Below are 17,560 nucleotides of genomic sequence, written 5' to 3' on the forward strand. Positions count from 1 at the left end.
CACGTCGTCGGTGCCGTGTCCCGTCTCCCGGGCCGTTCCGGCTAATAGGAAGGTTTATTGACTATTTGCTGAGGTGGTGTGACCATGGCAGCACCCGCCGCTACCAGGGCGGCGGCTGTCCACTGTAGATACCGGGGGGAACCGGCGGGATGAGCGGAACGACGGACAACCTGTCCAGCCTGGCGGCGGCGGTGCTACAACCAGGGTTCGTCGGCACCACCCGACCGCCGGACTGGCTGCGCCGGTGGCTCGGTGAAGGGCTCGGCGGGGTGGTGCTGTTCGCCCGCAACGTGGTCGACGCCGAGCAGGTCACCGCGCTCACCGACGCGATGCGGGCGGAGCGGCCGGACGTGCTGGTGGCGATCGACGAGGAGGCCGGTGACGTCACCCGGCTGGAATCCCGGCTGGGCAGCTCCCGGCCCGGCAACCTGGCGCTCGGCGCGGTCGACGACCCCGAGCTGACCGAGGCGGTCGCCCGGGACCTCGGCGCCGAGCTGGCCGCCGCCGGCATCGCCCTGAACTACGCCCCGGACGCGGACGTGAACGCCAACCCCGACAACCCGGTGATCGGCGTACGCTCCTTCGGGGCCGAGCCGGGGCTCGTCGCCCGGCACACCGCCGCCTGGGTACGCGGTCTCCAGTCGGCCGGGGTCGCCGCCTGCGCCAAGCACTTCCCCGGGCACGGGGACACCAGCGTCGACTCGCACCTCGACGTACCCCGGATCGCGGTTTCCCGGGCCCGCCTCGACGCCTGTGAGCTGCCGCCGTTCCGGGCCGCGATCGACGCCGGGGTGCAGGCGGTGATGACCGGCCACCTGCTGGTCCCGGCGATCGACGAGGAGTGGCCGGCGACGCTGAGCCGACGGGTCCTGACCGACCTGCTCCGCGAGGAGTTGGGCTTCCAGGGCGTGGTGGTGACCGACGCGATCGAGATGCGCGCGGTCGCCGACCGGTACGGCTTCGCCGGGGCGACCGTCCGGGCCCTGGTCGCCGGGGCGGACGCGATCTGTGTCGGCGGCGAGCACGCCGACGAGGCGGACGCGCTGCGGCTGCGGGACGCGATCGTCGACGCGGTACTCGCCGGGGTGCTGCCGGAGGAGCGACTGGTCGAGGCCGCCAAGCGGGTCGGCCTGCTGGCCGCCTGGAGCGGTGCCGCCCGGGCCCAGCGCGCCGAGTGGACCCCGGCCGGCCCGGACGGTTCCGCGCTGGGGCTGGCCGCCGCACGCCGGGCGATCCGGGTCACCGACGGTGCCGGCCCGGCCGGGCTGCCGCTGACCGGCCCGGCCCACGTGCTGGAGTTCGAGCCGCCCCGGAACATCGCGATCGGCGCCGAGACGCCGTGGGGCGTGGGTGCCCCGCTGGCCGCCCTGCTGCCCGGCACCACGACCGTACGGCTGGCCGCCGGTGACCTGGCCGCCGAGCACGTCCCGCCGGCCGGTGCCCTCGCCGGGGCGGCCGGGCGACCGCTGGTGCTGGTCGTCCGTGACCTGCACCGGCACCACTGGATGTCGGCGGCGGTACGCCGGATCCTGGCCGACCGCCCGGACGCCGTGGTGGTGGAACTCGGGGTGCCCTCGATCGTCACCGGTCGGGTGCACCTGGCGACCTACGGTGCCACCCGGGCCGCCGGCCGGGCCGTCGCCGAGGTGCTCGTCGGACGGTCCTGAGCGGGTCGTCGTCGTGCTCACCGGACGGTCCTGATCGGACCGTCGCCCGGTCCGGTGTCGTGGCCGTCGGGGGCGAGTTCGGGTCGACAACCGATCAGTACCACGACTGTCACGAAGGGTGCCCCCACGTTTACGGCGAGTCGCTGTATCGTTCGTCCGGTGACCCCTCGCTGGCAGCGGGCCGCCCTCACCCCGTCCTGGATCCGGTGGCTACCCTGCGCCTTCGTCTACCTCACCGTCGTACCCGGGGAACCCCGGTTCCGCCGGTCGGCCTGGTCGGCGATCGTCCCGTGGGAGGGGTCGGCGTGGTGCGATCCCGGCAGCGTCGACGACTGGGTGGAGCGGGCCCGGCGGCGCCGCGCCGGCCGGGACGCCGACGACGCCGAGCTGCACGCCCGGCAGCACTACGCCTGGATGGTGCGGATCCGCGCCACCCGGATCGAGCTGTTCGCCGAGATGTGCCGGCGGCGTGACCTGCCGGTACCGCACACCGTCGGCGAGTTGCTGCTCTGCCTGGCGGAGTTCGGCCTCTTCGAGGTGGCCGAGGGCGACGGCGACGACCCGTGGGTCACGCCCCGGCTGGACCGGGACCCGCTGGAGGTGCTGCCGCTCTCCGAGACGGAACGGGAGCTGGAGGCCCGGGCGCAGCGGGACGACCAGGCCGTGCTGGTGGCGATCGCGATCCGCCGGCTGGCCCAGCGCACCCGTCGACGGTGGCGCCGCCGGGTGGTCAGCACCAGCCTGACCAGCCTGGCCGGCGCGGCCGGGGTCACCGAGGAGCAGGCCCGGCGCTCGCTCGCCGACCTCGGTCAGATCGCCGAGTTGGGCATCGACGCCGGCCGTGGCGGCGAGTGGCTGCGGCTCAGCGTGCCGTGGCCCGACTTCCGGCTCCGGTTCCCGTTCACCGAACTACCCGCCCCGGAACACGCCATCTAGACCCGCCCGTCACCAGGGGTGAGTCAGGGGACCAGGCGCAGGATGCGGTCGTCGTCGCCGGACGGCGAGCCGCGCCCGTCCCGGTTGGAGGTGAGCACCCAGAGCGACCCGTCCGGCGCCGGGGCGACGTGCCGGAGCCGGCCGTACTCCCCGGTCAGCAGCGCCTCCGCGCCGCGCCCGTCGGTGCCGATCCGGTAGAGCCGCTGCCCGCGCAGGCAGGCGAGCCAGACCCGGTCACCGACCACCGCCAGCCCGCTCGGGGACGCCTCGGCGGTACCCCAGGTGGCGACCGGTGCGACGAACCGGGAGTCGTCGGAGTCACCCTCCACCTCCGGCCAGCCGTAGTTCCCGCCCGGCGTGATCCGGTTGAGTTCGTCGTAGTGGTTCTGGCCGAACTCGGCCGCGTACATCGTCCCGTCGGCATGCCAGCCGAAACCCTGCACGTTGCGGTGGCCGTAGCTGTAGACCAGGGTGTCGCCGAACGGGTTGCCCGGGGCGGGCGCACCGTCCGGGGTCATCCGCAGAATCTTGCCGGCCAGGCTGTTCCGGTCCTGCGCGGCGTCGCGGTCACCGGCGTCCCCGGTGCCGACGTAGAGCATCCCGTCGGGGCCGAAGGCGATCCGCCCGCCGTTGTGCGTACGCGAGCCGCGCGGGATCCCGCTCAGCACGATCTCCGGGCTTCCTCCGCCGAGGCGCAGCCGGGCGACCCGGTTGTCGTCGGCGGCGGTGTAGTAGACGTACACCCAGCGGTCGGTGGCGTGCCCGGGGGAGACGGCGACGCCGAGCAGGCCGCCCTCGCCGGCCGGTGCCGCCTCCTCGATCCGGGCCACCTCCCGGGCCTCGCCGCCGGTGACCTGGAGAAGCCGCCTGCTGTCCCGCTCGGTCACCAGGGCCGAGCCGTCGGGGAGGAAGGCCAGCCCCCAGGGCGCCTCGAGGTCGGCCACCAGGGTCTGCACGGTGCCGGCCCGGGCCCGGGGCGCGTCCGAGACCGACGGGTCGGCGAACCAGCCCCGCCACAGCCCCACCCCGATCCCGGCGGCGGCCAGCGCCACCACCGCGACCAGCACGATGATCCACCGACCCGCCCGGCCCGTCGTGCGCACTCCCGGCTCCGCCACGGGTACGACGGTAGCCCGTGCACCGGACCCGGCCGCCGTGCCCCGGCGGCTCAGCCGTCGACCAGCACCGACGAGTACTCGGGATGCCGCTCCAGGAAGGAGAGCAGGAACGGGCAGGTGACCCGGACCCGCTCGCCCCGGTCACGGAGCTGGTCGAGGGTGCCCCGGGCGAGCGCACTGCCCACGCCCTTCCCCTCGAACTGCTTGTCGACCTCGGTGTGCGCCAGCACCATGGTCCCGGACTCGACCTGGTAGCCGATGAAGCCGGCGAGGGCGTCGTCGACCAGGATCTCGAAGCGGCGGCGGGCAGGATTTTCTTCGACGAGGAAGCTCACCGGAGCAATTCTCCACCAACCAGCCCGGTGGCGTCGGTGACCCCGGACACGGCCAGCCGGTCGAGTTCGGCGAGCAGCCGGTCGACGTCCTCGACGGTGTTGTAGTGGTAGACGCTGGCCCGGACCGCCCCGCCACTGTCCCGCAGCCCCAGCGCCGAGAAATACTCGTACGCGTAGTAGTCGCCGGCCGAGACACATACCCCGCGCTCGCCGAGCGCGGCGGCGGTCTGCCCCGGGGCCTGGCCGGCGAGCCGGAACGACACGGTCGGGCAGCGGCGCCGGGGCGAGCCGTAGATCGTCACCCCGGGCAGCCCGGCGAGGCCCTGGCGGAGGCGGTCGAAGAGCTGCTCCTCGTGGGCGAGCGCGGCGGCGAGACCGGCCGTCACCCGGGTGCGGCGGTCGCCGGTGGCGTCGGGGTCCAGCCCGGCCAGGTGGTCGACGGCGGCCCGGATCCCGGCCAGCAGTGGAAAGCTCGGCGTGCCGAGTTCGAACCGCTCCGGGGCCCGGTCGGGGGAGGGGAGCAGCTTCGCCGGGCGCAACTCCGCCCAGCGGGCCGGGTCGGCGACGACGGCGGCCAGGTGCGGGCCGGACCACTTGTAGGCGCTGGTCACGTAGAAGTCGGCGCCGAGCGCGGCGACGTCGGTCGGGCCGTGCGGGGTGGCGTGCACCCCGTCGACGTAGACCAGCGCACCGGCCGCGTGCGCGGTCGCGGCGATCCCGGCCACGTCCGGCACCGTGCCGATCGCGTTGCTGCCGGCGGTGAGCGCCACCACCCGGGTACGCGGCCCGACCAGGTCGGCGTACTGCCCGGCCGGCAGTTCACCGGTCTCCGGGTCGAACTCGGCCCACCGGACGACCGCGCCGGTCGCCTCGGCGGCCTGCACCCAGGGCCGGACGTTGGAGTCGTGGTCGAGCCGGGAGACCACCACCTCGTCGCCGGGGCGCCACGCCTGGGCGAGCGTCCGGGCAACGTGATAGGTCAGCGCGGTCGCGCTCGGCCCGAACACCACCCCGTCCGGGGCCGCCCCGAGCAGGTCGGCGACCGCCGCGCGGGCCGCCGCCACCAGGTCACCGGAACGCTGCCCGGGAATGTGCGCGCTGCTCAGGTTGGCCACCGCCGTGCGCATGGTGCCGGCCACCGCCTCGGCGACCGGAGCGGCGACCTGGGTGCCGGCGGCCCCGTCGAAGTGCGCGTATCCCTCGACGAGGGCGGGGTAGGCGGCCCGGACCCGGGCGATCTCGAACGGCATGGCAGGCACGATATCGCCGGTGGCGGCGAACGCGGCCCGGCCGTTGCCTGGATCACTCCGGGTACCGTTGGTGGGGTGACGAATCCCCCGTACCGCCAAATGACCACCGTCCGTCGTGCCGCCGGTCTCCTCGCCGGCCTGGCCCTCGGTGTGGCCGTAATGGCCGGCTGTAGTTCCGAGGGTGCCAGCACCGACTGCGGGCTGGACGCCTGCACCGTCACCTTCAAGCAGGGTGTCGACGCCCAGACCAGCATTCTCGGGGTCGAGGCCAAGCTGATCGGCGTCGACGGCGACAAGGTGACGATCGAGGTCGCTGGTGAGCAGTTGGCGCTGACCGTCGGCCAGCAGGCCACCGAGGTCGGCGGCCTGTACGCCACCGTGCAGAGCGCCGACCAGGAACAGGTGGTGGTCCGGATCGGCCGCAACGCCGGCTGAGCCCGCGACACGGGAGCGGCGGTGGCGGTCGGCCGCCACCGCCGGCCACCGGGCCGGAGGGCCGCCTCCGCCGCCCGGACGTTTGGAAATCTTCCCGATCGGTCATTGACAGGCCCATGTCAGCGACTTCGACCGCAGGAGCGAGCGCGGCCCGCGCCGCCAACAGCAAGCCCCTGGAAATCCTCGCCCGGGCCGGCTTCGTCGGCTACGGGCTCGTCCACCTGCTCTTCGCCTGGCTGGCATTGCAGATCGCCTTCGGCCGGCCGGCCGACGACGGCGACCAGTCCGGCGCGCTGCGCACCCTGTCCGCCCAGCCGCTCGGCCGGTTCCTGGTCGGCGCGATCGGCGTCGGCCTGCTCGCGATGGCGATCTGGCAGGCCTTCGAGGCGGCGATCGGGCACCGGGAGTACCGGGGCCGGGAGCGGGTCGTCGAGCGGCTCACCTCGGCGGGCCGGACCCTCGTCTACCTCTACTTCGCCTGGACGGCCTATCAGGTGGTGCAGCACGCGAACTCGTCCAGCGCGGACAAGCAGCAGGCGCTGACCGAGGAACTCATGGCGTCGACCGGAGGCCGGCTGCTGGTCGGGCTGGCCGGTCTCGCCCTGGCCGCGCTCGGCGCCGGGCTGATCTGGTACGGCGCGGTCAAGAAGTTCGAGCGGCACCTGAAGACCGGGGAGATGAGCCCGCAGACCCGCAAGCTCGCCCGCCGGCTCGGCGTCGCCGGCTACGTCGCCAAGGGCATCGCGTACGGCATCGCCGGGCTGCTGGTGCTGACGGCCGCGGTGAACTACGACCCGGACCGGGCGCGGGGGCTGGACGCCGCCCTGCACACGCTGCGGGAGCAGTCGTACGGCTCGATCCTGCTCACGCTGGTGGCGCTCGGCATCGCCGCCTTCGCCCTGTTCTGCGTGGTCCAGGCGAGGTACCGCAAGGTCTGACCCGAAATTTGTCGGACGCTCCCGGGCGTCCCACGTTTTCCGACCCCACAACGTTTCGCAGCCCTCGCCGGGTGCGGTTCGGGAGAAGTCCCGCAGCCGCACCCGGCTTTGGCGTGAAAGGAAGAACATTGGTGGACAGCTATCTGTGGACGGTCATCGCGACGGCGGGCGCGGCGCTGCTCGCCCTCGCAGTGGTGGAGGCGGTGCACCGGACCGTACGCCGGCTCGGCCGCCGGTCGGTGCTGCTCAACGAACTCTCCGAGCATTCGCACCGCCCCTTCCAGGTGGCGGCGACCGTGCTGGCGATCCAGTTCGGGGTGCGGTTCAGCACCGGCTACGGTGCCGGTACCCCGTGGCGGCGTACCCTGCTGCACCTGCTCGTCCTGGCGGTGATCGCCGCCACCGCCTGGCTGGTCGCCTCGCTGCTGCTGGTCAGCGAGGACACCGCGCTGGCCCGGTTCCGGGTCGACGTGCCGGACAACCGCCACGCGCGGCGGATCAAGACGCAGATCGTGATGCTCCGCCGGGTCACCATCGCGGTGATCGTGGTGTTGGCCGCCGGGGTGATGCTGATGACCTTCCCCAGCGTGCGCGGGGTCGGCGCCAGTGTGCTCGCCTCGGCCGGGGTGATCGGCGTGGTCGCCGCGCTGGCCGCGCAGAGCGTGCTCGGCAACGTCTTCGCCGGGCTGCAACTGGCGTTCAGCGACGCGGTCCGGCTCGACGACGTGGTGGTGGTCGAGGGGGAGTGGGGTCGGATCGAGGAGCTGACCCTCAGCTACGTGGTGGTGCAGATCTGGGACGACCGGCGGCTGATCCTGCCGACGTCGTACTTCACCACCAAGCCGTTCCAGAACTGGACCCGTACCCAGGCCGCCGTGCTCGGCACCGCCGAGTTCGAGGTCGACTGGTCGGTACCGGTGCAGGCGATGCGGGAGGAGTTGCGCCGGCTGGTGGAGGGGACCGAGCTGTGGGACGGGCGTACCTGCGTACTCCAGGTGACCGACGCGGTCGGCGGGATGGTCCGGTTGCGTGCCCTGGTCAGCGCGGCCGACGCACCGAGGCTCTGGGACCTGCGCTGTCTGGTCCGCGAACACCTGGTCGGCTGGCTGCGGGACCAGCGGCCGAGCGCGCTGCCCCGGCTGCGCGCCGAGCTCGGCGACGCCTCCGGCCGGATGCCCCGGCAGTCGGTCGGGTCGCGCCGGCCGACGCGGGGCGGCACCGTCGACAACCGGTCGGCCGAGCACGAGCCGCCGGACGACGCCCGGCTCTTCGGCGGTACCGACGACGGCGAGGCCCGAAGCAGTGCCTTCGTCGGCCCCGACGAGCCGGTCGAGGCGTCGCAGCGCTGAGCCGCCGCGAACTGGGGCAGCGCGCGATCCCGCGACCAGGTCGCGATGCCGACCGGAGCCGCGAGCGGAGCCGCTGACCTGCCGGATCGGCCGTCATCGGAGCGTCCGGTGGCGGACACTGACCACAGCGGGGCGGGACGTCTCTCCTCCTCCGCCGCATCGACGGGCCGTCGGCTCGGCACCGGTGGACGGGCGCGACGATCGCAGATTCCGCGCCGACGAAACGGACATCCGGCGCCAGCAACGGTCGGCAGGATTGAACCACCGGCGACCGGGGCATACAGCTCAGGAGCCGGGATAGGAGGGCAGCATGGCCGATGTCGTACGCGACTCCGCTCGACCGGTCGCGGAGCAGTCCACCGCCGAGCTGGTGCAGCGCGCCACCGAGCAGGTGTCGCGGCTGGTGCGTGACGAACTGGCGCTGGCCCGGATGGAGCTGGCCGAGAAGGGTCGGCATGCCGGGATCGCGGCGGGTCTCTTCGGCGGCGGCGCCCTCCTGGCGCTCTGCGGACTCGGCGTCCTGGTGGCCGGCGCGGTGCTGGGACTGGCCCTGGTGATTCCGGCCTGGGCCGCCGCGCTGGTGGTGGCCGGGGCGCTCTTCATCGTCGCCGGGATCTTCGCGCTGCTCGGCCGAGGCCAGGTACGCCGGGCGGTGCCACCGATGCCGAAGGCGACGGCGGAGAGCCTGCGCGCGGACGTGCGTACGGTGGCGTCGGCGGTCCGGGACAGGGGACAGGGATGAGTCGCAGCAACGGCTACCGCAACCCGGAGGCGCTCCGGGCGGAGATCCGGCAGACCCGGGCCGAGTTGGGCGAGACGGTCCAGGCGCTGGCGGCGAAGGCGGACGTCAAGGCCCGGATCAAGGGCTCGGCGGTGCAGACCAGGGACCGGATGGTGCAGCGGGCCGGGCAGACGACCGCGAACGTCCGGTCCTCCGTGCACGACGCCGGTTCGGTAGCGTTGCGCCACCCGGTGTCCTGGGCCGTCTTCGCGGCCGGGGCGCTGGCGCTGGCGGTCGTGGTGCTGATGGCACGAGGGAGACGTGGGTGAGCAGGACAGTCAGCAAGATGGCCTACCGGCCGGTGGGCATCCTCCTGGGCATGGCCGCCGGGGTGGCCGCGGGTGCGGTGTTCCGGCAGGTGTGGAAGATGACCGCGGGCGACGGTGAGGCGCCCGACGCGATCGACGAGGACCGGCACTGGGGTGAGATCCTGGCCGCCGCCGCGTTGCAGGGGGCCATCTTCTCGGTGGTCCGGGCCGCGGTGGACCGGGGCGGCGCGATCGGCGTACGCCGGCTCACCGGCCGCTGGCCCGACTAGATCCGACCGTTCGGTGGGGCCCGGGGCGGGATCACCGCCGCCGGGCCGCCGGTCGTGAGTACGCTTCGGTTCATGCGTCGATCCCTCGCTCTCGCCGGTGCGCTGAGCCTGCTTCTGGCCGTCTCCGCAGGCTGCACCGACCGGGGCGCCGATGACCCCGCCGGGGCGGACTCCACGGCCCTGCCCGAGGCGGCCGAACTCCTCAAGGACGCGGCGACCGAGCTGGGGACGGTCAAGACCGCCCGGTTCGCGATCGCCACCGAGGGGGCGGCGGAGAGCCTCGGGATCAGCGCCGCCGAGGGCGTGATCACCGCGGCCGGCGAGGCACAGGGGACCGCCAAGATCGAGCAGGGCGGGCTGCCGCTGGAGCTGTCCTTCGTGGTCAAGGACGAGACCCTGCACGTCAACGGGCTGACCGGCGGCTGGCAGAAGCTGCCGCTGGCGACCGCCGCGGCGATCTACGACCCGACCGCGATCCTCTCCCCGGACCGTGGCGTCGCCAACCTCGTCGGTACGGCCACCGGCACCACCAGGGGCCGGGAGAAGGTCGACGGGGTCGAGACGTACCGGATCGAGGGGACGTTGCCCGGCACCGCGCTCGGCAACCTGGTGCCGGGGGTCAGCGCGGACGTCACCGGCACGCTCTGGATCGGTACCGACCGGCGGCTGCTGCACCGGGCCCGGTTCCCGGTACCCGGCCAGACCGGGACGGTGACGGTGACCTTCTCGGAGTACGACGCTCCGGTCACCATCCGTGTCCCCTGATCCCGTGCCGCGGGCCGGTCGCCGGCTCGCGATCGGGGTGGGCGGCGCGGCGGTGCTGCTCGCCGCCCTCGACGCGTACGTCGTGGTGACCCTGCTGGTCGAGATCCTCGGCGACCTGCGGGTACCGGTCAACCGACTGGAACGGGCCACTCCGGTGGTCACCGGCTACCTGCTCGGCTACGTCGCCGGGATGCCGCTGCTCGCCCGGCTCTCCGACCGGTACGGCCGGCGCGTCGTCATCGAGGTCTGCCTGGCCGGTTTCGCCGCCGGTTCGGTGCTGGCCGCACTCGCCGACAGCCTGCCGTTGCTGGTCGCCGGTCGGGGCCTGCAGGGTCTGGCCGGCGGCGCGCTGCTGCCGGTGACGATGGCGCTGGTCTCCGACCTCGGCTCGGCCCGGCGCCGGGCGCTGACCCTGGGGCTGGTCGGCGCGGCGCAGGAGCTGGGCAGCGTGCTCGGCCCGCTCTACGGCGCCGGGCTCGCCGCGCTGGTCGGCTGGCGCGGTGTCTTCTGGGTGAACCTGCCGCTGGCGGCGGTGGCGATCGTGGTGGTCCGGTTGACGCTGCCGGCCCGGAAGGACCGGCCGGATGCCGTGCGGCAGCGGGTCGACGTCGTCGGCGGGCTGCTGCTGGCGGTCGCGCTCGGGCTGCTGGTGGTCGGCCTCTACAACCCCGATCCGGCGCGCTCGCTGCTGCCGCCCTGGGGGCCGGTCACCGTCGGGGCCGGGGTGGTGGTCTTCGCCGGGTTCCTGCTCTGGCAGGCCCGGGCCCGGACCCGGCTGCTGGATCCGACCGGGGTACGGATGCGGCCCTTCCTGGTCGCCCTCGGGGTGAGCGCGCTGGCCGGTGCCGCCCTGCTGGTGACCCTGGTCGACGTGCAACTCTTCGCGCAGACCGTACTCGGCCGCGATGCGGTGCAGGGAGCGCTGCTGCTCACCCGGTTCCTCGTGGCGCTGCCGGTCGGTGCGGTGCTCGGCGGGTTGCTCGCCCGTCGGCTCGGCGACCGTACCCTCACCGTCGGCGGCCTGGCGCTGGCCGTACTCGGCTACCTGCTGATCGCCGGTTGGCCGGTCGAGGCGATGGCGGCCCGGTACCCGATCGGGCCGGTCGGGCTGCCCCGGGTCGACACCGACCTGGCACTGGCCGGTTTCGGTCTCGGGCTGGTCATCGCACCACTGAGTTCCGTCGTACTCCGTGCGGTGCCGCCGGTACAGCACGGAGTCGCCGCCGCCGCACTGGTGGTGGCCCGGATGGTGGGCATGCTGCTCGGGGTCGCCGCCGTCACCGCCTGGGGGCTGCACCGGTTCCAGCAACTCACCGCCGACCTGGTGACCCCGCTGCCGTTCGGTGTGGACCGTGCCGTCTACCAGCAGCAGGTCGCCGAGTACACGGCCGCGGTGCGCGCGGCGCTCCGGGTCGAGTACGCCGAGATGTTCACCGGTGCGGCCCTGTTCTGCCTGCTCGCCGCCGTTGCGGCGGTTGCGCTCGGCGGCCGCGACGGTGTTGCCGAGCCGGCCGTGCCGGCCGGTGACGCGGCCGGGCGGAGTTCCCGGGCTGATCCTGTTTCGTCCGGATAGCGGTGTCGTCGCCGTGCCCTGCCGTCGATGCCTGGAGGGCCACCGGGCGCGTTCTCAGGTCACATGTCGGAGAATTTCGTCGGGTAGGCTATGCGAAGTTTTTGCGTACGTGGTTTGCTGTTCCACGCTGTTGAGAGATGGCGTGGGTCGAGAGAAGTCCTCCTTCGTGGGGGCCGACTCAAGGCGCCGCTGCTCGAAAACGGCCAACCGGCCGCACGGCGTGCTCGGCCGCCAGTTTTAGAAGGAGATACACATGGCGCAGGGAACCGTGAAGTGGTTCAACGCAGACAAGGGCTTCGGCTTCATCACCGTCGACGGCGGGGGTGCTGACGTGTTCGTCCACTTCTCGGCCATCCAGACCAGCGGCTACCGCACGCTGGAGGAGAACCAGCGGGTGGAGTTCGAGATCGCTCAGGGCCAGAAGGGGCCGCAGGCGGAGCAGGTTCGCCCCATCTGATTCCGTGACGGCCGGCCCCCGCCGGCCCGAGTTTCGATTGCTTTGGGATCCACGTCGAGCCCCGCGGCCCCGCGGGGCTCGACGCGTATCCGGTCTGTCGGGCCCTGGTCGGCGGCACAGGTCAGGGCGGCGGTGTGCCCCGGTTGCGGGCGCGCAGGCCCAGCACCACCAGGACAAGCCCGGCGACCACCACCACCGGGCCGATCACGGCCCAGAGTGGTTCACCGGTCATCACACTGCCGCCCAGCCGGCCCAGCCCCTGTAGCGTCCACACGGCGCCGACGACGACGGCCAGCAGCCCGAGCGTGAGCGGGAGCCACCCCTTCATCTGTCTCGTTGCTCCTTCCCGTGCCGATGTCGCACCACCTCCGCGACGAACCGGTCGCATCCGCTCCAGCCCGAATCGGTCGCATCCACTCCGACCGAACGGTCGCATCCGTTCGGCAACGAACCCGTTGCGGTCAGTAAACCGTGCGGTGCGCCGGGGCGCACGTCGCCTCGCGGTGCGGCAGCGCTCCGGTCGGTCGGCTACCAGCGGTCGTGCACCTGCGGTCTGACGAGTTCGGCGTAGACCGCGTCCACCGTCCCGGCGGCCTCGGCCGGCAGTGGCGCGAGCGCGGCGGCGGCGACGTTGGCGCGAGCCTGTTCGGCGTTACGGGCACCGGGGATGACCACCGTGACGCCGGGCTGGTCGAGGATCCAGCGGAGCGCGAACTGCGCCATCGTGGCCCCCTCCGGCACCGCCGGACGCAGTCGCCGTACGGCCTCCAGCCCGGTTTCGTAGTCCACCCCGGAGAACGTCTCGCCGACGTCGAACGACTCACCGTGCCGGTTGTAGTTGCGGTGGTCGTCGCTCGGGAAGGTGGTGTGCGCGTCGTACCGGCCGGAGAGCAGGCCGCTGGCGAGCGGCACCCGGGCGATGATGCCGACTCCGGCGGCGAGGGCGGCCGGGAGTACCCGCTCGACCGGCTTGTGCCGCAGCGCGTTGAGGATGATCTGCACGCTGGCCACCCCGGGCCGGGCGATCGCGGCGAGCGCCTCGTCGCAGGTTTCCACGCTGACCCCGTACGCCGCGATGCGTTCCTCCGCGACCAGGGTGTCCAGGGCGTCGTAGACGGCGTCGGTGGAGAAGACCGGGGTGGGCGGGCAGTGCAACTGCACCAGGTCGAGCACCTCCACGCCGAGGTTCGCCCGGGACCGGTCCGTCCAGGCCCGGAAGTTCTCCAGGACGTACGCGTCGGGGGTCTGCGGTACCCGGCGGCCCATCTTGGTGGCGACGGTGAGCCCGGCGTCGGGCCGCTCGCGCAGGAACCGGCCGATCAGTTGCTCGCTGCGCCCGTCGCCGTAGACGTCGGCAGTGTCCAGAAAGGTGACTCCGCCCTCGACGGCGGCGGTCAGCACCGACAGGGCCTCGGACTCGCTGACCTGGCCCCAGTCGGCGCCGAGCTGCCAGGCGCCGAGCCCGACGACGCCGACCTCGCGGTTCAACCGCGCGAATCTCCGCTTTTCCACGCCGGCGAGCCTATCCCGGACGGAATCGGGCCTGCGGGGGCGGGACGGTGCCGGTATGCTAAACAAGACGTACGTACGGTTTGGAGGAGAGTCATGTGGGACCCGGCCAGCTATCTCCGGTACGCCGACGAACGCTCCCGGCCCTTCTACGACCTGCTCGCCCGGGTCGCCGCGCAGCGGCCCCGGACCGTGGTCGACCTGGGCTGCGGCCCCGGCAACCTGACCGCGACCCTGGCCGCCCGCTGGCCGGCCGCCCGGATCGTCGGGCTCGACTCCTCGACCGAGATGATCGCCACCGCCACCCGCACCGCTCCGCCGGCCGGAACCGCCCCGCCCGGCGGCGGGGTCGAGTTCGCGTTGGCGGATGCCCGGACCTGGACACCCGACCCCGACGTCGACGTGCTGGTCTGCAACGCCGTGCTGCAATGGGTCCCCGGGCACCAGGAGCTGCTGCTGCGCTGGGCACACGAACTGGGCCCCGACCGCTGGCTCGCGGTCCAGGTGCCGGGCAACTTCGACGCCGCCTCGCACCGGGCGCTGCGCGAGGTGGCCGACGTCCCCCGCTGGCGGCACCTGGTCGCCGACCTGCTCCGGGCCGCCCCGGTCTCCGACGCGGCCGGCTACGCCACCCTGCTGACCGGTGCGAACTGCGCCGTCGACGCCTGGGAAACTACCTACGTGCACCTGCTCCCCGCCTCCGGCGACACCGACCATCCGGTGCTGACCTGGATGGAGGGGACGGCGCTTCGTCCGGTCCGGGCCGCGCTCGGCGGCGCGGGTACGGACTGGGACGAGTTCCGGTCCGCGCTGCACGACCGGCTGGTCGAGGCGTACCCGGTCCGGCACGGGCTGGTGCAGTTCCCGTTCCACCGTGTCTTCTTCGTCGCCCGTACCCGCGCACGTCAGTAGGGAGTTTCCGTGACCGACCTCTCGGCCTTCATCGCCGGACTGCCCAAGGTGGAGCTGCACGTGCACCACGTCGGCTCCGCGCTGCCGCGCATCGTGGCCGAGCTGGCCGCCCGGCACGAGGGCCGGACCCGGGTACCGGCCGACCCCGAGGCCCTCGCCGGCTACTTCGAGTTCCGCGACTTCGCCCACTTCGTCGAGATCTACCTCAGCGTGGTCGATCTGATCCGCGACCCGTCCGACGTCCGGCTGCTCACCTTCGAGGTGGCCCGGGAACTGGCCCGCCAGCAGGTCCGGTACGCGGAGCTGACGGTCACGCCGTACTCGCACGTGCACCGGGGGATCCCGGCACCCGCCTTCTGCGAGGCGATCGAGGACGCCCGGCGGGCCGCCGAGACCGAACTCGGCATCTCGCTGCGCTGGTGCTTCGACATCCCCGGCGAGGCGGGGCTGCCGGCGGCCGAGCAGACCCTGCGGATCGCCCTCGACGAGCGGCCGGACGGGCTGGTCAGCTTCGGGCTCGGCGGCCCGGAGGTGGGGGTTCCCCGGCCGCAGTTCAAGCCGTACTTCGACCAGGCCCGGGCGGCCGGACTGCGCTCCGTGCCGCACGCCGGTGAGACCACCGGGCCGGGGACCATCTGGGACGCGCTGCGCGACCTGGGTGCGGAGCGGATCGGGCACGGCATTTCGGCGGTCCACGACCCGGAGCTGCTGGAACACCTCGCGCAGCGGCAGATTCCGATGGAGGTCTGCCCGACCTCCAACGTCCGGACCCGGGCGGTCCGCTCGATCGAGGAGCACCCGCTGCCCCGGCTCGTCGAGGCCGGCCTGCTGGTGACGGTCAACTCCGACGACCCGCCGATGTTCGGCACCACCCTCAACGACGAGTACGCGGTCGCCGCCCGGCTGCTCGACCTCGACGCCGCCGGGCTGGCCGGACTGGCCCGCAACGCCGTCACCGCCTCGTTCCTGGCGGCGCCGGAGCGGGACAAGCTGATCGCCGAGATCGACGCCTACCTGGCCGGGTACCGGTCCTGACCGGGCGTCCACCGGGAAAGACAGGCTGACCCGGCGCGGGGTGCTGCGGGCGGCCGCGCCGGGTCAGCGATCATGGGGCCGAGATCGACCGGTACGTCCCGCGCACGTCGCGGCGGTACGCCGGCCCGACCTCTGCCGTTGGTGTCGGCGCGCGACGGAAGCCAGGTGTGGGGGACCGTGCTTCCGCCGCGCGCCAGGCTCCACGGGCCGGATCGGGGCAAACATCTGTGGGTAGTTGGCCCGGTGGAGCGGGATGGGATCGCGTTCGATGTTGCCACCGGGGCGGGCCACTCGGACGCGCGTTAATCCAGACCTAAGGAAGACTTGCGCGGAACCAGAAACTCCTTGCCAGGACGCCCGATCCGGCCGGGAAAGGGGTTCCCGACCGGTGCGCCGGGGGGCGGCGCAGGCCACCGGCTCCGGCCGGTGACCGGGTCAGTCGTCGGAGGAGCGCGCCATCAGCGCGTCACCGTCGGCGGAGCGCGTCAGTCGCCGGCGGAGCGCGCCATCGTCGGGGGAGCGCGTCAGTCGCCGGCGGAGTGGCTAGTCGCCGGAGGAACGCGGCCGGGACCAGCGGCGGCGGGTGACCGCGTCCTTCTCCCGGGCCAGCCGGCCGACCAGCCCGAACCGGCTCACCTGTCGGGGCGCCGCGTCCGGGTCGGCCAGCAGCATGACCACGCTCGCCCCGCCGAGCCGGGCCCGGTCGATGCTCACCGAGCCGTTCGCCTGCTGGGCCACCCGGCGGGCGATGTCCAGACCGAGCCCGGTGGAACCGCGGTCGCTGGCCCCCCGGCGCAGCGCCCGGTCCGGGTCGGCGATGCCGGGGCCGGCGTCGTCCACCCGTACCGCGATGTAGCCGTCCCGACGGGTGACCGCGACCTCGAACGCGGTGCCCTGCGGGGTGTACCGGAAGACGTTGCCGAGCACCGCGTCCAGCGCGGCGGCCAGCTCCGCCCGGGGTACCGGCACCGGGATCCGGGTGTGCGCCCCGATGACCCGGTGCGACCGGTTCTGGTCGCCGGCCAGCGCCGACCAGAAGACCATCCGGTCCCGGACCACCTCGCTGACGTCGCAACTGCCCGGTGCGGCCTCCTGGGCCACCGTCTTCCGGGTGGTGTTGATCAGTACGTCGATCTCGCCCTCCAGCGTCACGATCGCCTGCCGGATCCGGCGGATCGTCCGGCGCCGGTCCAGTTCGGCAGCGCTGAAGTTCCCGACGCTGGTGTCGTCGGAGTCGAGCGCGTCGGCGTCGAGCCGCAGCACGGTCAGCGGGGTACGCAGCCGGTGTGACAGGTCGGCGACGAGTTCCCGTTCGTCGGTGCGCGAGGTGACGAGCCGGTCCGCCATCCGGTTGAAGGCGTACCCGGCCTCGGCCAGCTCGCGGGGCCCGCTCGGCTGGATGCGTACCTCCAGGTCGCCGTCGCCGACGGCCAGCGCCGCCTGCACCAGCCCGCGGGCCGAGGCGACCGCCTTGCCGGCGAGCCGGTCCACCACGATCACCGAGGCGATCACCAGCCCGATCGCCACCAGGATCAGCATCAGCCAGGTGCCGCCGGTACCGGCGGTCAGCGCCGCCTCGGAGACGAAGACCTCCACCACCAGCACCCGGCCGGCGACCGGTACCGGTTCGAGCCGGACGACGCCCCCCGCGACCTCGGCGACGACCGGGGTGCCGGTTCGGATCGCCCGGTCGACGTCACCGGCGGCGGCCCGGGGGTTGCCACCGAGCGACAGGCCGTGCACGACCGGTGGGTTGCCGGTGTTGCCGGCGGTCGACTCGACGACCCGGCGGACCACGGCCGGGTCGGCGCTGACCGCGAGCGCGCCGGTGACCACCGCGCTGCGCCGGGCGGCGTCGCCGAGCGCGTCCTCCCGGGCGTCGCGTTGCAGTGCCGTGCCGAGCGGGATCAGGAAGGCGAGCGCGACGATGGTGGTCATGCCGGCCCCGAGGTAGGCCAGCGC

At 73.5% G+C, this 17,560-nt stretch carries 19 protein-coding genes; 13 read left to right on the top strand and 6 right to left on the bottom strand.

The features are described from left to right. Nucleotides 1-149 precede the first annotated feature (149 nt). On the top strand, nucleotides 150-1,667 hold the full coding sequence (locus tag V1634_RS25000) for a glycoside hydrolase family 3 protein (RefSeq protein ID WP_331210327.1): 1,518 nt from the start codon (nucleotides 150-152) through the stop codon (nucleotides 1,665-1,667). A 159-nt stretch (nucleotides 1,668-1,826) separates the two neighbouring features. Continuing rightward, nucleotides 1,827-2,603, top strand: a complete 777-nt coding sequence (locus tag V1634_RS25005) for a DUF6042 family protein (protein WP_331210328.1) — start codon at nucleotides 1,827-1,829, stop codon at nucleotides 2,601-2,603. A 23-nt stretch (nucleotides 2,604-2,626) separates the two neighbouring features. Here V1634_RS25005 and V1634_RS25010 read toward each other — a convergent pair whose 3' ends face one another. The 3 genes from V1634_RS25010 to V1634_RS25020 all read right to left on the bottom strand — a co-directional run bounded on the left by V1634_RS25010 (nucleotide 2,627) and on the right by V1634_RS25020 (nucleotide 5,306). Further along, a complete protein-coding gene (locus V1634_RS25010) occupies nucleotides 2,627-3,667 on the bottom strand; it encodes a PQQ-dependent sugar dehydrogenase (RefSeq protein ID WP_407951848.1) in 1,041 nt (346 codons plus the stop codon). Nucleotides 3,668-3,771: 104 nt separating this feature from the next. After that, nucleotides 3,772-4,056, bottom strand: a complete 285-nt coding sequence (locus V1634_RS25015; RefSeq protein ID WP_107262902.1) for a GNAT family N-acetyltransferase — start codon at nucleotides 4,054-4,056, stop codon at nucleotides 3,772-3,774. Continuing rightward, nucleotides 4,053-5,306: a cysteine desulfurase-like protein gene (locus V1634_RS25020; RefSeq protein WP_331210330.1), complete on the bottom strand. Its 1,254-nt coding sequence runs from the start codon at nucleotides 5,304-5,306 to the stop codon at nucleotides 4,053-4,055. The genes V1634_RS25015 and V1634_RS25020 overlap by 4 nt, the downstream gene beginning before the upstream one ends. Nucleotides 5,307-5,405: 99 nt before the next feature. Here V1634_RS25020 and V1634_RS25025 point away from each other — a divergent pair, with 99 nt between their 5' ends. From V1634_RS25025 to V1634_RS25065, 9 genes are all read left to right on the top strand, one after another. Continuing rightward, nucleotides 5,406-5,741, top strand: coding sequence for a hypothetical protein (locus V1634_RS25025; protein WP_331210369.1), 336 nt, complete (start codon nucleotides 5,406-5,408; stop codon nucleotides 5,739-5,741). Between the two features lie 116 nt (nucleotides 5,742-5,857). Continuing rightward, nucleotides 5,858-6,679, top strand: coding sequence for a DUF1206 domain-containing protein (locus V1634_RS25030; protein WP_331210331.1), 822 nt, complete (start codon nucleotides 5,858-5,860; stop codon nucleotides 6,677-6,679). A gap of 131 nt (nucleotides 6,680-6,810) precedes the next feature. Continuing rightward, nucleotides 6,811-8,028, top strand: a complete 1,218-nt coding sequence (locus V1634_RS25035) for a mechanosensitive ion channel family protein (RefSeq protein WP_331210332.1) — start codon at nucleotides 6,811-6,813, stop codon at nucleotides 8,026-8,028. Nucleotides 8,029-8,338: 310 nt separating this feature from the next. Next, nucleotides 8,339-8,770: a phage holin family protein gene (locus V1634_RS25040; RefSeq protein ID WP_331210333.1), complete on the top strand. Its 432-nt coding sequence runs from the start codon at nucleotides 8,339-8,341 to the stop codon at nucleotides 8,768-8,770. Next, nucleotides 8,767-9,078 carry a DUF3618 domain-containing protein gene (locus V1634_RS25045; protein WP_331210334.1) on the top strand — a complete coding sequence of 104 codons (312 nt, stop codon included), beginning with the start codon at nucleotides 8,767-8,769 and terminating at the stop codon, nucleotides 9,076-9,078. Before V1634_RS25040 ends, V1634_RS25045 begins: the two co-directional genes overlap by 4 nt. A gap of 17 nt (nucleotides 9,079-9,095) precedes the next feature. Next, a complete protein-coding gene (locus V1634_RS25050) occupies nucleotides 9,096-9,347 on the top strand; it encodes a DUF4235 domain-containing protein (protein ID WP_407951849.1) in 252 nt (83 codons plus the stop codon). 72 nt (nucleotides 9,348-9,419) lie between these two features. Then, nucleotides 9,420-10,112 carry an LppX_LprAFG lipoprotein gene (locus tag V1634_RS25055; protein ID WP_331210336.1) on the top strand — a complete coding sequence of 231 codons (693 nt, stop codon included), beginning with the start codon at nucleotides 9,420-9,422 and terminating at the stop codon, nucleotides 10,110-10,112. A 4-nt stretch (nucleotides 10,113-10,116) separates the two neighbouring features. Next, the gene (locus tag V1634_RS25060) at nucleotides 10,117-11,685 is read left to right on the top strand and encodes an MFS transporter (protein WP_331210337.1); all 1,569 of its coding nucleotides are present in this window, start codon (nucleotides 10,117-10,119) and stop codon (nucleotides 11,683-11,685) included. A gap of 253 nt (nucleotides 11,686-11,938) precedes the next feature. Then, entirely contained in the window at nucleotides 11,939-12,142 is a 204-nt protein-coding gene (locus V1634_RS25065; RefSeq protein ID WP_007075740.1) for a cold-shock protein, read from the top strand. A 121-nt stretch (nucleotides 12,143-12,263) separates the two neighbouring features. Here V1634_RS25065 and V1634_RS25070 read toward each other — a convergent pair whose 3' ends face one another. Both V1634_RS25070 and V1634_RS25075 read right to left on the bottom strand, forming a co-directional pair. Continuing rightward, on the bottom strand, nucleotides 12,264-12,470 hold the full coding sequence (locus V1634_RS25070) for a hypothetical protein (RefSeq protein WP_331210338.1): 207 nt from the start codon (nucleotides 12,468-12,470) through the stop codon (nucleotides 12,264-12,266). Between the two features lie 200 nt (nucleotides 12,471-12,670). Continuing rightward, complete coding sequence (locus V1634_RS25075; protein WP_331210339.1) at nucleotides 12,671-13,654, bottom strand: aldo/keto reductase; 984 nt, start codon at nucleotides 13,652-13,654, stop codon at nucleotides 12,671-12,673. A 93-nt stretch (nucleotides 13,655-13,747) separates the two neighbouring features. On the opposite strand from V1634_RS25075, the gene V1634_RS25080 reads away from it, so the two are divergent. Further along, nucleotides 13,748-14,563, top strand: a complete 816-nt coding sequence (locus V1634_RS25080) for a trans-aconitate 2-methyltransferase (protein WP_331210340.1) — start codon at nucleotides 13,748-13,750, stop codon at nucleotides 14,561-14,563. Nucleotides 14,564-14,572: 9 nt separating this feature from the next. Continuing rightward, nucleotides 14,573-15,598, top strand: a complete 1,026-nt coding sequence (locus V1634_RS25085) for an adenosine deaminase (protein ID WP_331210341.1) — start codon at nucleotides 14,573-14,575, stop codon at nucleotides 15,596-15,598. A gap of 543 nt (nucleotides 15,599-16,141) precedes the next feature. Here the strand turns inward: V1634_RS25085 and V1634_RS25090 are convergent. Further along, nucleotides 16,142-17,536 carry a HAMP domain-containing sensor histidine kinase gene (locus V1634_RS25090; protein ID WP_331210370.1) on the bottom strand — a complete coding sequence of 465 codons (1,395 nt, stop codon included), beginning with the start codon at nucleotides 17,534-17,536 and terminating at the stop codon, nucleotides 16,142-16,144. Nucleotides 17,537-17,560 lie beyond the last annotated feature (24 nt).

The organism is Plantactinospora veratri, assembly GCF_036421995.1.
Classification (GTDB): Bacteria; Actinomycetota; Actinomycetes; order Mycobacteriales; family Micromonosporaceae; genus Plantactinospora; species Plantactinospora veratri.

What these genes read in the sequence shown, in the direction of transcription:
- V1634_RS25070 (WP_331210338.1), bottom strand. Translation starts at nt 12,470, where the DNA reads ATGAAGGGGTGGCTCCCGCTCACGCTCGGGCTGCTGGCCGTCGTCGTC.
- V1634_RS25025 (WP_331210369.1), top strand. Translation starts at nt 5,406, where the DNA reads ATGACCACCGTCCGTCGTGCCGCCGGTCTCCTCGCCGGCCTGGCCCTC.
- V1634_RS25000 (WP_331210327.1), top strand. Translation starts at nt 150, where the DNA reads ATGAGCGGAACGACGGACAACCTGTCCAGCCTGGCGGCGGCGGTGCTA.
- V1634_RS25050 (WP_407951849.1), top strand. Translation starts at nt 9,096, where the DNA reads ATGGCCTACCGGCCGGTGGGCATCCTCCTGGGCATGGCCGCCGGGGTG.
- V1634_RS25020 (WP_331210330.1), bottom strand. Translation starts at nt 5,306, where the DNA reads ATGCCGTTCGAGATCGCCCGGGTCCGGGCCGCCTACCCCGCCCTCGTC.
- V1634_RS25040 (WP_331210333.1), top strand. Translation starts at nt 8,339, where the DNA reads ATGGCCGATGTCGTACGCGACTCCGCTCGACCGGTCGCGGAGCAGTCC.
- V1634_RS25030 (WP_331210331.1), top strand. Translation starts at nt 5,858, where the DNA reads ATGTCAGCGACTTCGACCGCAGGAGCGAGCGCGGCCCGCGCCGCCAAC.
- V1634_RS25065 (WP_007075740.1), top strand. Translation starts at nt 11,939, where the DNA reads ATGGCGCAGGGAACCGTGAAGTGGTTCAACGCAGACAAGGGCTTCGGC.
- V1634_RS25055 (WP_331210336.1), top strand. Translation starts at nt 9,420, where the DNA reads ATGCGTCGATCCCTCGCTCTCGCCGGTGCGCTGAGCCTGCTTCTGGCC.
- V1634_RS25045 (WP_331210334.1), top strand. Translation starts at nt 8,767, where the DNA reads ATGAGTCGCAGCAACGGCTACCGCAACCCGGAGGCGCTCCGGGCGGAG.
- V1634_RS25080 (WP_331210340.1), top strand. Translation starts at nt 13,748, where the DNA reads ATGTGGGACCCGGCCAGCTATCTCCGGTACGCCGACGAACGCTCCCGG.
- V1634_RS25090 (WP_331210370.1), bottom strand. Translation starts at nt 17,536, where the DNA reads ATGACCACCATCGTCGCGCTCGCCTTCCTGATCCCGCTCGGCACGGCA.